The organism is Treponema sp. (genome assembly GCF_051883275.1).
In the GTDB taxonomy this organism is placed as follows: Bacteria; Spirochaetota; Spirochaetia; order Treponematales; family Treponemataceae; genus Treponema_D.
The window spans coordinates 71,306-87,044 of record NZ_JBJETK010000023.1; the positions used below are offsets into that span (position 1 = coordinate 71,306).

13 protein-coding genes are annotated in these 15,739 nt (G+C 42.8%); 5 read left to right on the forward strand and 8 right to left on the reverse strand.

All coding sequences use genetic code 11. The features are described from left to right. Positions 1 to 71: 71 nt before the first annotated feature. The 4 genes from aroF to ACI4L0_RS03420 form a co-directional block, all read right to left on the reverse strand. A complete protein-coding gene (aroF, locus tag ACI4L0_RS03405; protein ID WP_439798764.1) occupies positions 72 to 1,106 on the reverse strand; it encodes a 3-deoxy-7-phosphoheptulonate synthase in 1,035 nt (344 codons plus the stop codon). 345 nt (positions 1,107 to 1,451) lie between these two features. Continuing rightward, positions 1,452 to 1,679 (reverse strand): tautomerase family protein, encoded by a 228-nt coding sequence (locus ACI4L0_RS03410; RefSeq protein WP_439798765.1) that lies wholly within the window; start codon positions 1,677 to 1,679, stop codon positions 1,452 to 1,454. Between the two features lie 147 nt (positions 1,680 to 1,826). Beyond that, positions 1,827 to 3,767, reverse strand: coding sequence for a ribonuclease catalytic domain-containing protein (locus ACI4L0_RS03415; RefSeq protein ID WP_439798766.1), 1,941 nt, complete (start codon positions 3,765 to 3,767; stop codon positions 1,827 to 1,829). A 151-nt stretch (positions 3,768 to 3,918) separates the two neighbouring features. Continuing rightward, a complete protein-coding gene (locus ACI4L0_RS03420) occupies positions 3,919 to 5,124 on the reverse strand; it encodes an ABC transporter ATP-binding protein (RefSeq protein ID WP_439798767.1) in 1,206 nt (401 codons plus the stop codon). Between the two features lie 265 nt (positions 5,125 to 5,389). Here ACI4L0_RS03420 and ACI4L0_RS03425 point away from each other — a divergent pair, with 265 nt between their 5' ends. After that, complete coding sequence (locus ACI4L0_RS03425; RefSeq protein ID WP_439798768.1) at positions 5,390 to 6,526, forward strand: sodium ion-translocating decarboxylase subunit beta; 1,137 nt, start codon at positions 5,390 to 5,392, stop codon at positions 6,524 to 6,526. Positions 6,527 to 6,533: 7 nt separating this feature from the next. On the opposite strand, the gene ACI4L0_RS03430 is transcribed toward ACI4L0_RS03425, so the two are convergent. Both ACI4L0_RS03430 and ACI4L0_RS03435 read right to left on the reverse strand, forming a co-directional pair. After that, on the reverse strand, positions 6,534 to 7,025 hold the full coding sequence (locus ACI4L0_RS03430; protein WP_439798769.1) for a hypothetical protein: 492 nt from the start codon (positions 7,023 to 7,025) through the stop codon (positions 6,534 to 6,536). A gap of 2 nt (positions 7,026 to 7,027) precedes the next feature. Further along, the gene (locus tag ACI4L0_RS03435; RefSeq protein ID WP_439798770.1) at positions 7,028 to 7,954 is read right to left on the reverse strand and encodes a DUF2156 domain-containing protein; all 927 of its coding nucleotides are present in this window, start codon (positions 7,952 to 7,954) and stop codon (positions 7,028 to 7,030) included. Positions 7,955 to 8,137: 183 nt separating this feature from the next. Here ACI4L0_RS03435 and ACI4L0_RS03440 point away from each other — a divergent pair, with 183 nt between their 5' ends. The 3 genes from ACI4L0_RS03440 (at position 8,138) to ychF (ending at position 12,190) form a co-directional block, all read left to right on the forward strand. Further along, entirely contained in the window at positions 8,138 to 9,853 is a 1,716-nt protein-coding gene (locus tag ACI4L0_RS03440; protein ID WP_439798771.1) for a SulP family inorganic anion transporter, read from the forward strand. A 95-nt stretch (positions 9,854 to 9,948) separates the two neighbouring features. Beyond that, positions 9,949 to 10,878 carry a GTPase Era gene (era, locus tag ACI4L0_RS03445; protein ID WP_439798772.1) on the forward strand — a complete coding sequence of 310 codons (930 nt, stop codon included), beginning with the start codon at positions 9,949 to 9,951 and terminating at the stop codon, positions 10,876 to 10,878. A 181-nt stretch (positions 10,879 to 11,059) separates the two neighbouring features. Continuing rightward, positions 11,060 to 12,190: a redox-regulated ATPase YchF gene (gene ychF, locus ACI4L0_RS03450; RefSeq protein WP_439798773.1), complete on the forward strand. Its 1,131-nt coding sequence runs from the start codon at positions 11,060 to 11,062 to the stop codon at positions 12,188 to 12,190. An 81-nt stretch (positions 12,191 to 12,271) separates the two neighbouring features. Here the strand turns inward: ychF and ACI4L0_RS03455 are convergent, their stop codons facing one another. Next, the gene (locus tag ACI4L0_RS03455) at positions 12,272 to 13,594 is read right to left on the reverse strand and encodes an RluA family pseudouridine synthase (protein WP_439798774.1); all 1,323 of its coding nucleotides are present in this window, start codon (positions 13,592 to 13,594) and stop codon (positions 12,272 to 12,274) included. Positions 13,595 to 13,682: 88 nt separating this feature from the next. On the opposite strand from ACI4L0_RS03455, the gene ACI4L0_RS03460 reads away from it, so the two are divergent. Next, a complete protein-coding gene (locus ACI4L0_RS03460; protein ID WP_439798775.1) occupies positions 13,683 to 15,128 on the forward strand; it encodes a PLP-dependent aminotransferase family protein in 1,446 nt (481 codons plus the stop codon). A 27-nt stretch (positions 15,129 to 15,155) separates the two neighbouring features. On the opposite strand, the gene ACI4L0_RS03465 is transcribed toward ACI4L0_RS03460, so the two are convergent. Continuing rightward, positions 15,156 to 15,734, reverse strand: coding sequence for a xanthine phosphoribosyltransferase (locus ACI4L0_RS03465; RefSeq protein ID WP_439798776.1), 579 nt, complete (start codon positions 15,732 to 15,734; stop codon positions 15,156 to 15,158). Positions 15,735 to 15,739 lie beyond the last annotated feature (5 nt).

Here is a 15,739-nt window from a genome sequence, read left to right on the forward strand (position 1 = left end):
GCCGCTGACAGGCTTTTCAAGGCAGCGAACCTCCAAAAACCTGCCCAGGCACATTGCAACTTTAAGACAGCCTATATAGACTTGTCTTCCACCGCAGCATATTTTCCAAGCTTGACCATAAGCTGCTCAAACTGCGCAGGAGGAAGCTGCTGGCTTGCATCGCTCCATGCCTTTTCAGGACAGCAGTGAACTTCGATTTCAAGACCGTCAGCTCCGGCAGCCACCGCAGACTGGGCAAGAGTTCCCACCATCCATCTGATTCCACAGGCATGGCTTGGGTCGATAACAACAGGCAGATGGGAAACCTTGTGCAGATAGGGAACTGCGCTCACATCAAGACAGTTTCTGGTATAACCGTCATAAGTCCTGATTCCCCTTTCGCAGAGAACGACATTTTCATTTCCGTTTGCCATGATATATTCTGCGCTCATCAAAAGCTCATTGATTGTTCCGGAAAGTCCTCTCTTGAGCAGAACCGGCTTATTGAATTTTCCAAGTTCCTTCAGAAGATCGAAATTCTGGAAATTTCTTGCTCCCACCTGAATAAGATCGACATTCTCAAAATTCTTAAGCTCGCTTATCGCCATAAGCTCAGTGCAGATTGGAAGCCCGGTTTCCTTCTTTGCCTTTTCAAGAAGCAGAATTCCTTCCTTGCCAAGCCCCTGAAAACTATATGGCGATGTCCGTGGCTTGTATGCGCCGCCGCGAAGAATTCTGGCTCCTGCTTTTTTCACAGCAAAGGCTGCCTCCATAATCTGTGATTCGCTTTCAACAGCGCACGGGCCGGCTATGACAGGAACTGTTTTTCTATCTCCAATTTTACATTCTATAACTCCGCTCTGTCCTGAACCAACGCATACAACAGTATCCTCGGGATGAAATGAACGGCTCGCCATCTTGTACGGTGCGCTTACCCGCTCTGCGCTTTCAACTATATCATTTGCAAGAAAATCCTCCGGCACAAGCTTTGAAGTATCGCCCAGAAGTCCGATAATTGTCTTGTCAACGCCGGTTGAAATATGCACGCCAAGCCCCTTCTGCTTGACTTCCTCCACGAATTCATTGATGGCAGGCTCCGAAGCGCCTTTTTTCAAAATCACTATCATAAAATAACCTCCAAAATACAACAGCAGGCAAAAAAAAGAGCCTTCCATGCGGAAGGCCCATTATATCACCAGTTTTACGGCAAACACAATGATCGCTTTTAGCGAAACTTCCGCAGAATATGAGAAAAACGATAAAAGCTAAAATAAAGGTAAGCCAACGATGAGATATTTATAACTATTGCCCAACGGGTCATATTTTTCATGATAAAAAATATACCATGCAAAACCTAGGCTGTCAACAAAAAATCCTGCGCTGGAACAGCAAATTAAGCGCTGACCAACACTAGAAGCAATTAATCAGCACTACCGGACATTTTTCTTGTATTTCCTTAATTTTCCGAGGCTCTACATCTTATAGCCGGGCTTTACAAACACATTTTTGTTTTCAGGGTCAGAAACTTTGTCGAACACCCGTTCCTTCCAATCGTCCTGGGGGACATCCTCCACGGAAACCGAAAAATGTTCGATGCCTCTTCCAAGCTCTTCGCTTGCAGCCTGCGCCAGTTTCTTTGCAAGCCTCTCTTTGATTTCATCACTTCTTCCAGGATACATCTGAATTGTAATATGCGGCATTTTTACCTCCATAAATTTTTTCAATTTAAAAACATCAATTAAACAAAGCCTGTTTTAACCTAAAGTCTGCATTGCAAACATTTCTTATCAAACTGTCCACCCGCGCGGACGAATTATGCAACTCGAAACTTTCTTCATTGTGTAATTTTAACACACTTCAAATTCCAGCTGCTGCTCGGCAATGTCTATTTTTCTGACCTTCACTTTTACAGAATCATTAAGCTCTATTTTTTCAGGGCAGCTTATAAAAGATTCAACAGCAAGCGACGGAATTGAAAAAAGCGGAAGTTTCATTCCATTGTCAACGCAAACAGCATCGCCCGTCCAATCGGGGTTCTGCATCAGATACACAAGAGTCCAGTGCATGTTGCTTTTCCGTTCAGCCTTATGCACGGCCTGTGCGCCCGCATCGCCTTCCGATATCCGAATGAGCATGGTGTCCTTGTCCAAAAGCGGCCTCTTGTCAAGAAAAGCCCTGAGCTGTATATGCGCAATCAGATCTCCGTAGCGGCGAAGAGGGCTTGTAACCTGGCTGTACATATTCAGACCAAGGGCACAGTGCATTCCGGGAGTCACATCAACAGAACGCTTCCGCATGCATCTTCTGAGCCTGAACTGCCCGGCAAGTCCATCAGGAAGATCGGCTGGAATAGAAGGGGCTTCCTGGCTTATAAACGGAAAAGGAATATTATTCTTGAATGCAAATTTCGCCGCGCCCTCGCCTGCCAAAAGCATCATTTCCTGTATCATCTTAGAACTTTTTGGGTGCACCGCAGGTTCAATAGAAACCTTTTTTGTCTCAGGGTCGACAATAATATGAACTTCGGGCATCGAAATCTGCACTGCGCCAGATTTTTTCCGCCGCTCTTCGTTTTTTTGGGCAATGCAAAAAAGAGGCTTCAAATCCTCGCTCTCCATAAGAGTGTCGGCCTGCTCATAGAAAAGCCTTTTTACCTTTACAAGTGTCTTAAAAACAGAGCAGTCTTCAATCGCGCCGTTTTCATCAAGAAGAATTCTGAACGACAGGGCACGGCTTTTTTCATTCAGACCGAGCGCATAATCTTCAAGGCAGGTTTCGCTCAACATTCTGGATGCTCCCTCTGGAATATAGAGAGTTGCACCGCGCGCTCTAGCACTTTTGTCCACCTGGGAATCAGGCAGAACCGAAGACGCCGGGTCTGCAATATGAACCCACAGGTATTTTCCATCAAAAGCCACAGCATCATCGGGGGCGGAAGACCATTCATTGTCAATGGCATAGGAAACAGTATCAAGCTCCAGTCTTTCTTCCTCAGGGGGCGAATCAAGGGAAACAGAGGCGGACTTTGTTGAAAGTCCCCAGCGCAGTGGATAAGGATTGCGTGTAATATCCCATATTCCTGTGTCCAGCAAAAGCCTGTGAGCGCGCTCCGGCGTTTCCTTCAGGCCGGCATCATGCATTGTCCTGCTTTTATCGCTTTTCCCAAGCGCAAGGGATTCCACATCGCCCATAAAAACTGAATCTCCGGGAAGAAGATGTCCTGCTTTCAGTCTCTCAAAGAATTCCGCACGCTGTTTTGCTTCCTTTTCCTTGGCATCGCCTTTTTTCACAAGCTGATCTATTTCCTGCCGGGAGCGGAGGGAAAACGAAATTCTGCCGTTCATCTGCTCTTTTAGAACCTGGGTGAAATAAACGGTGTTTTTCAGGGCAGTATAAAGCCCCCATGCTTCATCATGCTTCAGTTCGCCGTAAAACAGGGAAACCAGGTCGCCAAATGAATAGCTTTCGGGCTGCTCCTCAGATGACAAAAGTTCATAGCAGTCTTTTATTTTTAGGAAAATGTCATTTTTCTGGTCAAGATTATAAATATCCGCGGGCAAAGGAGAATTTTCCTGCGCAAACTTCAGCACAGCCTCAAGGGAAGAAACCGGGCCTTCATCAAGCAGAAGTATATCCTTTGAGCGCACATTCTGAGTATCAAAGGCAGCGGGCTTGGAACCTGTGGGCGGCGCAGACTGAAACCGCACCGTAAATTTATTGTTTTCAGCCACGGAAACAACAACAGCGGCTGCATTTTTATATATAACAAGAGAATTAACTTTTATCATATTAAAAGTTTACAATAAAAAAAAGCTTATGGGTACCCCAAAAAGGGCTAAAAAAAATACATGCGCCCATAAAAAAACACCGCCGGAATTCCAGCGGTGTTAAGGCTACAGTATTTAAGACAGAACGCAACAACGCCTGTCAAAAGTACAGCTATTTTCTGATTTCAGAGCCGATTGCTACTTTATAGCCAACTTCGCCTGTAATAGCGTTCTTGAGCCATGGAGCAGAAATCTTGTCTGCCTCACAGATGTTAATTTCCTTGCTAAGATCCTCTGGGTTCTTTGCAAAGAACTTGCATCTTTCCATAGCAGGCTTGAAGTTCACAGTTTCGCCAATCTTAAAGTCACCTTTTGCAGAACCCTGCACGCGGGCAACAATGCTCTGTGTCTTTGTAGAAAGGAACAAGTGTGTTTCAGCTCCAAGAGGCTCCTTGTTGGAAATCTTCATCTGCATGTTGTTCTCAGAAGCAGGAGCATCGCAGTAAATCAAATCCTCAGGACGAACACCAAAGTATACTTCCTTTCCGACATATTCTTTAAGAGAAGCCTGCTGCTCTGCTGTAGGAACAACAGTAAATGTTCCTTCGTCAGCAACAATCTTGTCGCCGTCCTTTTTGATTGTAACAGCAAGGAAATTCATAGGAGGAGTTCCGATAAATCCTGCTACAAATTTGTTGATTGGATGATTGTACAGATAGAGCGGTTCTCCAATCTGCTGAACATGTCCGTCTTTCATTACAACAATTTTTGTACCCATTGTCATAGCTTCAACCTGATCATGAGTAACATAAATCATTGTAGCGTTAAGTCTCTGGTGCAAACCTGCAATTTCACCGCGCATTGTAACACGGAGCTTTGCATCAAGGTTTGAAAGCGGCTCATCGAACAAGAATACTTTAGGATTGCGGACAATCGCACGGCCTACAGCAACACGCTGTCTCTGACCACCAGAAAGAGCCTTTGGCTTGCGGTCAAGATACTGTGTAAGACCAAGAATATTTGCAGCCTCGTCAACACGGCGCTTTATTTCAGCCTTGTCCATCTTACGGATCTTAAGACCAAAAGCCATATTGTCGTATACAGACATATGAGGATACAAAGCGTAATTCTGGAAAACCATTGCAATGTTTCTATCTTTCGGGGGAACATCATTCATAAGTTCGCCATCAATAAGAAGCTCACCTTCTGAAATTTCCTCCAAACCTGCAACCATGCGGAGCGTTGTTGACTTTCCGCAGCCAGACGGTCCTACAAATACGCAGAAGTCGCGGTCTTCAATAACAATGTTGGCATTTTCTACAGCCTGAACATTGCCTTCATAAATCTTTCCGATTCCTTTTAATTCTACCTTTGCCAATTTAGGCCTCCTAAGGGATTATATTATGGGAATAATTATAAATTCAAAATCTGCGCAAGTCAAACAAATTCTAAATAAATTTTGCCTTTTTTATCCGGGAGGAATTTCAAATTTGGCGAATTTCTATTTTATATTGAAGAAAACACGCAAGGCAGTCAGTCAAATATTTATTTTTCCTATAAAAAACCCGGAAAATGAAAAATTTTTACTGCAATACTGGGAAGATAAGAAAATTTTGATTATTTTTTTTCAAACAGGGGAAAAAATGGAACAGATTTTGAATTATTTTTCGGCAGGGATTGGTTCTCTGTCCTGGCAGCAGGTTGTGATGTTTGTCATCGGCGGAATTTTAATCTGGCTTGCCACTGCAAAAAATTACGAGCCTATGCTTCTTCTGCCGATCGGATTCGGAGCAATTCTCGTAAATCTTCCGCTTGCCGTAGTTCTCGGGACTGCGGAACATCCGGGTGCTTTGCAGATTTTATTTGACTGCGGAATTATGACTGAGTTGTTTCCGCTTTTGATTTTTATCGGTGTCGGCGCAATGATTGATTTTACGCCGCTTCTTGAAAGACCCTGGCTTCTGGTTTTCGGTCTGGTTGCACATTCAGGAATTTTTATCGCCGCGCTTGTCGCATATTATTGCTTCGGGTTCGATTTAAAAGAGGCTTTGAGCATCGGTGTTATAGGAGCTGCCGACGGGCCGACTGCGATTGTCGTTGCAAGCAAGCATGCACAAAATCTTTTAGGGCAGATAACTGTCGTTGCATATTCATATATGAGCCTTGTTCCGATTATAATGCCGCCTGTAATAAAACTTCTTACGACTAAAAAAGAACGCAGGATAAGAATTCAGGCAAAAAACAAAAACATTCCGAAAACCGCGCTCATAATTTTTCCTGTTGCCGTAACTTTAGTTGTAAGCCTTGTAATTCCTGATGCGGCAGCCTTAATCGGATTTTTAATGTTCGGAAATTTAATCCGTGAATGCGGCGTTCTTGAAAAACTTTCAAAGTCTGCCCAAAACGAGCTTTCAAATATCGTAACGCTCCTTCTCGGAATAAGTGTCGGCGCAAGTATGACGGCTGACAAATTCCTTACTCCGCAGACTCTGCTTGTAATGGTGCTGGGGCTGATTGCTTTTGCAGGCGATATCGTATGCGGAGTTCTTTTTGCAAAGTTTTTAAACCTGTTCTGCAAAAAAGAAAACAGGCTTAATCCGATGATAGGCGCATGCGGAATTTCTGCCTTTCCGATGGCAAGCCGCACTGTCCAGAAACTCGCGCTTGAAGAGGACGACCAGAATTTTATCCTTATGCACGCAGTCAGCGCAAATGTTTCAGGGCAAATCGGCTCTGTAATTATCGGCGGAATTATACTTGGATTTTTGAGCGGAGTTTAAGTTTTCCCTAGAACGACAAAAAATTATCGTGCCAGGGTTTTATAATATCTGGATGCTCTTTTGAATACGTGCGGATTTTTTCGCCGAGATCTGACTCAACAAGATTTTTTACTTCTGAAAGCGGAAGGGAATTCACCTTCGGGCAGGCTGAAGAAAGCACGATGCTCGCATTATCCGACGGAGATTTTCTTGCCACGCGCAGAGGCCATATTTTGCAGTCAAAGGGTTTTTCGTCCGCGCTCAAAACACAGCCCTCCTTCGAATTCAAAAAAGGACAGGGAGCTTCTTCCTGCGGATCATCGGTTTTATAGCACCCCGAAAGATTTATTGTAAAAGATTCTTTTCCGGCGGGACGAAATTCCGCATCGGGAAATTTTGATTCAAGGCGTGATTTCAGCTCAGCATCAAACAGAGGAGTTTCCCACAAGCTCTGTCTTCTAAATGAACAGCAGAAGCGGCACGATGCGCACTCAGATTTTTTTAGTATTTTTGAAAGCATTTTTATTTTTCCATTTCACCATAAAATTTATCAAGAACAATGTCCGGCCTGTACGAAAGTTTTGCCTTGCGAAGACCTTCAACTCCCATATCTTCTTCCCGGTTCAGATATAAAAATGAAGTTGATTTTCCTGCAAACAGATTATTCACCACGGAATACGCTCCGTCTGCGGCATAAAGAGAAAGAGCCTTTTCAAAATGAATGTCCAGAACTTCGCTTGAAACAGGACTTGCAAGAGTCATTGCAACAGGCATTCCGTCCACATAGAGAACTGCGCCGCGGATGTCAAATGATGAATAATTTTTCACGGCGGAAAAAATGCTCTGCTTTTCAAGTAAAAGTGCACTGTCAAATTTTTTTTCATCCGCCTGCTCACTACGCTCATTGAACCACTGGTCTTCAACAGCAAGAATATCAGAGGCAATGTCGTTTTCAGGGAAGCATTTGAATTCCCAGCGGTTTTCGTAAGTCCGCATAAAGCGCGCTATGTGATTTTTTTTCTTGTGAAATTTCTGTCCCGGAAGCTCCGCAAGATTTTTTGTAAGATAAATATAATCGCTGTCTCCGCGGTCGCAGTTCCATGAAATTCTTCGGCCAAAAAAATTCTTTTCAAGGCACTGGTCGATTTCGTTTTTCTGCTCGCGCGTGCAAAGACAGAATTTCAAAGGCGTTTTTTCAGCCGCTGATTTTTCAATAAGAAATTCAAGAGCATCCTTCAAGGAAAAATTCCTGCTGAGAGCAAGAGGAAACCCAAAGCCGCTCCTGCTGCCGGCACCATTGTAACGCCGGAACAAAACAGACTCCCTGACAAAAAGCTCAATGCTGTATTTATCCTGAAGAAGAAAAAGATTCGCCGCAGAACTGTCGCTGCCCAAAAGTCCGTCCGTCTGTATATTCTGCGCAAGCCACTCAAAGTCAGAAAGATTCATACAATAAAAATAACTACAATAGAAAATCTTTTCAACTTATTTTTGTATAGGAACTCAGAAAAAAATTCAGATTTCAACAGCAGTCCTAAAAATTCGCCTGGCGATTCGGGAGGAGTTTTAATGCCCGGCGCCTTTGTAAAAATATGTTGATTTTTTCTTTTCAAAATATCATTATAGTCCATTATGTTTAAGCCAGAGATATTAAATACAATCAAAAAGTATTCAGCAAAAACTTTTTTAAACGATCTTACCGCTGGAATCATCGTTGGTATTGTCGCCCTTCCGCTTGCAATAGCTTTTGCAATCGCTTCGGGAGTAGAGCCAGAGCGCGGACTTTTTACCGCAATTATAGCTGGATTTTTTATTTCGCTGTTCGGAGGAAGCAGAGTCCAGATTGGAGGCCCCACAGGAGCATTTGCAGTAATTGTCTACGGCGTTGTTGCAAAGCACGGATATTCAGGGCTGGCGACCGCAACGATAATCGCGGGAATTCTTTTAATTCTGCTTGGCGCGTTCAAGATGGGCGGACTTGTAAAATTTATTCCATATACAATAGTAACCGGATTCACCGCAGGAATCGCTGTGACAATCGCAACAGGCCAGATAGGGGATTTTCTTGGACTTTCAATTTCTGTTTTTCCAGAGGGATTTACAAAAATGCCGGGGAACTTTACAGGCAAAATCGAAACCTACGCGATGAACATCACGCACATAAACTGCTATTCGCTTATACTGGCTTCCTGCTGTCTTGCAGTCATTTTTCTATGGCCGCACTTCTTCAAAAAAATTACAAGCAAAATTCCAGGAAGCCTCATTGTGATAATCCTTGCAACCACAGCAAGCGTTTTGCTCAGAAAATATGCAGGGCTTGAAACTGATACAATCGGCTCGCGCTACGGAAGCATACCGTCATCTCTTCCTTCGCCCTCACTTCCTGTTTTCAGCGTTGACACAATAACCGCGCTTTTTCCCACATCAATTTCCATTGCTGTTCTTGCCGCTATTGAAAGCCTTCTGAGCGCAGTTGTAGCAGACGGAATGACCGGAACAAAGCACGATTCAAACACAGAGCTTATCGCGCAGGGAATTGCAAACATCGCATCTCCTGTTTTCGGCGGAATTCCTGCAACGGGAGCAATCGCAAGAACCGCAACAAACATAAAGAACGGAGGAAAAACTCCAGTCGCCGGAATCATACATGCGCTTACACTTCTTCTTATTCTGCTTCTTCTGGGAAAATACGCTGTCTTTATCCCGATGGCGGCTCTTTCCGCAGTGCTTATAAACGTGTCCTGGAACATGGCGGGATTTTCAGCAGTAAAGGCTCTCTTAAAAGGCCAGAAGTCGGACATCTTTGTTCTGACGGCAACATTTCTCATAACAGTCTTTATTGATCTTACGGTGGCCATTGAATTCGGGCTTGGCTTTGCGGCGTTCTTCTTTATAAAGAAAATGATTGATGTGTCTGAAGTGCAGGACAAACAGAATTCCATTGCGCTCGGAATTTCAGGGAATTCCTCGATGGAAGAAAACATTGAAGTTCCAGAGGGAACAGTTGTCTACGAAATTGACGGGCCGCTCTTTTTTGGAACGGTAAGAAAATTTGAATTCGCAATCGAACGCGCCGGGGCAAACGCAAAAGTTCTTGTCCTCAGAATGAAAAACATGCTCTACATAGATGCAGGAGGAATCCGCGCGCTGGAACAGGCAAAAGCGGCTTGCGACAGAAACGGAATCACAATAGTAATTTCAGGAATTCACACCCAGCCTTACCGCCTGTTCAGCAAAATGGGCATGATAGAAAAACTTGGAGAAGAAAACATCTGCCAGAACATCAAGGAAGCTTTGACCAGGGCAGAGCAAATTCTTTCAGGCGAACCTAAAACTTCTTCCCGCTGATTTTTCAGCCGCATTACAGGGAGTTTCAAAAATACTGGAAACAACTTTGAAACTCCCTATATCAATTATTTTTTTTTAATTGTATACTGATTTCCATGAATAATGACGAAAAAAACTCTAGCGCGGAAACGCAGCCCACAGGCTCAAAGACAGCCCTTGTTTCTATAGTCGGGCGGCCTTCAGCAGGAAAATCCACATTTTTGAATACTGCAAGCGGAGAAAAGGTGAGCATTGTTTCGCCTGTTCCACAGACAACAAGAAACGCAATCCGTGGAATAATAAACACTTCACTCGGCCAGCTTGTTTTCATAGACACACCAGGACTTCACCTGAGCGAAAAAAAACTGAACCTCAGACTTTCGGGAATCGCACAGGAAAACATCAAGGAAAGCGACGCCATTCTTTACATCATTGATTCCACCCGACCGCACAGCGACGAAGAAAAAATGATTGCATCGCTTCTGCTTCCCTACAAGGACAGGCTTGTGATTGCCGTCAACAAGATAGAAGACTCCAAGGCAAAACCGGAGCTGTCATTTCAATTTATACAGGAACAGTTTCCGGACATTCCTTCTGAGCGCGTAATAGGAATCAGCGCAAAGGAAGACAAAAATATCGATGCCGTTTTAAAATCCCTTTTTTCGCTTGCAAAGGACGAGCCGCATCTTTACCCGGAAGAATTCTACACTGACCAGGAAGTTGAATTCAGAATCTCTGAGATTATCCGCGGACAGGCAATAAACCGCCTTGAGCAGGAACTTCCGCACGCTGTTTATGTAGGAATCAGCGACATGGAAATGAAAACCCCGAAGCTTCTGAAAGTTCTTGCATTCATTTACGTTGAGCGCGAAAGCCAGAAGGGAATTGTAATCGGAAAAAATGCCTCGATGATAAAGACAATCAGAATTGAATCAATCAAGGAATGTAGAAAAATTTTTCCATACAAGGTTGACATTGACCTTCGCGTAAAGGTTGATAAAAACTGGCGGCAAAAAGACAAAGTGCTGGATAAAATTATAAAGTGAATCCTGAAAAACAAAAAAATTTCAGGGCGGCTTTAAAATGAATTTCAGCATGCAGTTTGTCCTCGTTAATTGAAGAAGACGGGCAAAAACATTAGAATGAGAAAACCTAAAAAAAACAGAGGTCTTTTTTAGATTTTCTAAAGAGATTTTTATAGGCAACTAAAAGGCAAAGGAAAAATATATGAAACTTACATGCGGCATAGTCGGACTTCCGAACGTGGGAAAGTCCACAATTTTCAGCGCACTTACAAAAGCTCCTGCGGAAGCTGCGAATTATCCATTCTGCACGATTGATCCCAATATCGGCATTGTTGATCTGCCAGATGAAAGGCTTGACTTTATGGCAAGTGTTTTTCAGCCCAAAAAGAAAATTCCTGCGACAGTCGATTTTGTTGACATCGCAGGTCTGATAAAAGGCGCATCCAGCGGCGAAGGTCTCGGAAATAAATTTCTTGCAAACATCAGGGAAACAGCAGTGATTGCGCACGTTGTCCGCTGCTTTGACAACCCGGATATTCAGCATGTCCGCGATGATGCAAAAACAGAAGCTCCTGTAGATCCTGAAAGCGATATTCTTACAATCGACTTTGAGCTGGCGCAGGCCGACCTTGATACAATTTCAAAGCGCGCAGAAAAAATCACCAAGCAAATCAGAGCGCTCGGCAAGGATGAAGAAAAACGGCTGGCTCCATATTTCAGCGCAGTTGAAAAAATAAAGCCGCTACTCACAGAAGGAAAATGCGCGCGCATGGCAGACCTGACTGACGAAGAAAAAAACGCAGTCTACGATCTTCATCTGCTCACAATAAAGCCGCAAGTATTTATCTGCAATATAGACGAAGATACAATTTCGGAGGGAACCAACGCCTATGTTGAAACCGTCCGAAAAATCGCAGCTGAGCAGAAATCCGAAGTGATTGTAATCTGCGGAAAATTCGAAGCTGATCTTGCGGAAATTGAAGATGAAAATGACCGCAGGGAATTCATGGAAAGCGTGGGGCTGAAAGAATCCGGACTTTCAGTTCTTGCAAAGCATGTTTATCATCTTATGGGTCTTAGAACATTTTTCACAGGCGGAAGCGATGAATGCAGAGCCTGGACAATTCACGAGGGCGACAAAGCTCCGCAGGCAGCAGGCGTAATCCACACCGACTTTGAAAAGGGATTTATAAAAGCCGAAGCCTACACTGTGGAAGACTTGCGGAAATACGGTTCAGAGGCAAAAATAAAGGAAGCCGGAAAATACCGTCAGGAAGGAAAAGATTATGTAGTTCAAGACGGAGATGTTCTTTTCTTTAAATTCAACGTTTAGAAAAATTTTTTCTGAAAATGCCTGTGCCTTGAAAAAGACACAGGCTGTCTAAAACATTTGTTTAAAATATTCCACCTTAGTTTAAAAATCGCTTTCACATTCAAATTCCATAGGATATCCTGTGGAAGGATGTTCAAATCTAAGATAGCACGAATGAAGCATAAGCCGTTCACCAGGCTCGCACCTGCCGTACAAAGTGTCGCCGACAATAGGCACACCGAATCCATGGGAATCTGCACTGGCAAGCCGCAGCTGGTGAGTGCGCCCAGTATGGGGCAAAAACAAAACGCGCGTTACATTTTTCTTTGTTCCGTCAGGGCAGATATATTTTTCCACATCGAGAATTTTCCATTCAGTAACAGCCTTTTTTCCGTAAACTGAATCCCAGATTTGATGCGGCCGGTGCTCCACATCAAGCCTGAAAAAAAGTTCCATTGTTCCGCTCTGCGCAATATTTTTCTTTGCAAGTATTCCATCAAGCAGGGCGATGTATTTTTTTTCAACCTTGCCCTCCTCAAACTGGCGGCACAAATTACGATGCGCTTCCTTTGTAAATGCAAGGACCATAAGCCCGGAAGTTTCCATATCAAGTCTATGCACCGCAGGCTGCTCTATGCAAAAAGGAAAAATTTTTTTTACGCGGTTCACTATGCAGTCCTGCTTTTCGGGGCCGCGGCCGGGAACACTTAAAATTCCGCTCTGCTTGTTTACAACAATTATGTCCTTGTCCCGGTATAAAATTTCAACTCCGAGAATTTCAGGCAGAATCAGAGCGCACCGCTCATCGCAGGGTGGATACCTGTGCCCGGAAATTTTACTGCCGCTTGATTTTCCATAAAAAACCTCGCACATGCTCAGCGGCGCAAATCCATTTTTAAAGGCGAAATTCAAAAGCTTGGGAGCACAGCAGTCGCCTGTTCCTGTGGGCGGAAGAGAATTTCCGCAGATTTCATTCAGGGCACGAACCTTTCCGTCAAAGCAATGAAAATGATAAAGCGAATAAACTTTTTTCAGGGACTCGGATGTCAGTTCGTTTCTGCGCAGAATCAGCGAAGAGCAGTTTTTTCCATCAAGGGAATTTATCTTGTTGGTAAGCAAATGAATTTCCCTGTCGTTTTTTTCGAGAGCTGAAAAAATTTCCGCGGATGAAACCACAGGCTCAACAAAAACCGCATTCTGAAATTCTCCATTGATTCTTCTTGAAATGCCTGAAACTGTAAAAAGAATTTTTTTCTCTCCTGAAGAATTTTCAGCAACAAGCACACCGATCATGATTCCGTTTTCAATCCGCTCCGTGCTGATTTTTTCCGTAACATACTCAATCGAAAGTTTTCTTTCATCTAAAAGAGAAATTATTTCATTGCAATATTCAAAAGCTGGCTCTTCATCAAAAGGCGGAAACATTCTTTTATCATATCAGAAAAAAGAATTTAACGGAATGTACAAAATCTGATATTATCAATATAATTATTGAACATCCGCAGGAAAAAATATGTTCACTTGTGATTTTTCAAAAAAAGGAAAACTGACTTTTTGTGAATTCCTAATTGAAACAATAAAGTCAAAAATTATAAGCGGCTCTTTAAAGGCGAATGAAAAACTTCCGTCAAAACGAAGTCTGGCCTCTCATTTGGGAATAAGCGTAATTACAGTTCAGAATGCATATTCGGAATTGATAAGCCAAGGATATATTTTTTCCATTGAAAAAAAAGGATTTTTTGTAATTGATCTTCCCATAGAGCCAAAAGAAAATTCAGCGGCGCCGCAAAAAAAAACAAAACCCGAAAAGAAAAATCAGACGAGCGAAAATTTCTTTATCGACCTTGAATCAAATTCAATCGGCTGGGAAAAATTTCCGTTTTCAATCTGGTCTAAGATAATGCGCAATATTTTAACCAGCTCCCATGAATCGCTATTAACAAGCCAGCCTCTACAGGGAACACTTGAACTGCGCGAAGCAATTTCAAATCACCTGAAGAGCTTTAAAAATATCGAAGCAGATCCTGATCAGATAATCGTGGGAGCAGGAACAGAAATGCTTTTTACTTTTGCCGTCCGACTTTTGGGGAATGAAAAAATCTACGCCGTTGAAAATCCGGGATATAAAAAAATTTCGCATATCATCGAAATGAACGGAGCAAGCATAGTGCATGTTCCGATTGACAGCAACGGTCTTGGTGTGGGCGCACTGGAAAAAACAGGAGCTTCCGTTGTCCATACAAGTCCGGGTCATCATTTTCCGACGGGAATTGTCATGCCGATAAAAAGGCGCATGGAACTTTTGTCATGGGCAAATAAAAAAAGCGGAAGGTACATAATAGAAGACGACTACGACAGCGAATTCAGATTGAACGGAAAGCCTATGCAGCCGCTTTTGTGCGCTTCAAAAAATGAAAACGTAATTTATGTAAACACATTTTCAAAAACACTCTCGCCTTCGTTCAGGATAAGCTATATGGTTCTTCCTAAAAAGCTTGCCGAAAAATTCAGCGAAAAATTCAGTTTCTGTGCCTGCACTGTAAATTCATTTGAGCAGTATGCCCTGGCGGCCTTTATAAAAGAAGACTATTATTCAAAGCACATTATCAGAATGAAAAATTACTACAGAAATCTTCGCAACGAACTGATTTCCAGAATTGAAAATTCCGAGCTGAAAAATTTTGTGCAAATCCACGAAGAAGAAGCAGGCCTTCACTTTTTGCTTTTTATAAACTCAAAGTCCGGCGGAAAAACCCTGAAATCTCGTCTTAAAAAAAATGGAATAAAAATAGCCTCTCTAAAAGAATTTTTTTACGAGAACGAAGATTTTCCGCTTTCATTTTTTTACCAGGACAAAAACAAAATTCCGCTCGATAAAATATTTGTTGTAAATTATTCAGGAATTGAAAAACAAAAAATTCCAAAAACAGTCAGCCTGCTTCTGGAATCTATTTTGTAGAGCCGCTAAAAAATCAGTCTTTAACGATTAGTTTTTAAAATCAATGTCACCGTTGTACGTCATTCTTTCAATGACAGCTCCGCTTTCAACACGGATACCTTTTTTACGGATTGAATCTCCGCCCAGCTGGAATGACTTTTCAACTGCAACACAAACTCCCTGGATTTTTGCGCCTGCATTTTCTGCGATTTCAATAAGACCGTTCATCGCATTTCCATCCGCAAGAAAATCATCCACTAAAAGAATTTTATCTTCCGAAGAAATATAATCCTTTGAGATTACAATATTATAATTGCAGGAATTTGTATGAGACCAGACTGTTGCATAATAAACATCGTCAGACAGAGCCGCGCTCTTATGCTTCTTTGCAAAAAGCACAGGCAGATTTCCAAAAGCACGCGCAACTGCACAGGCAACTGCAATTCCGCTCGCTTCAATCGTAACAATCTTTGTTAGCTCAACACCTTCAAATGCCTTTTTAAAATTTTCTGCAAGCGAATCAAGCAGCGAAACATCAATCTGATGGTTCAAAAAGCTGTTTACTTTTAAAATATTTCCAGGTAGCACAACACCGTCTTTTTTTATTCTGTCTTCAAGCAATTTCATAAAAC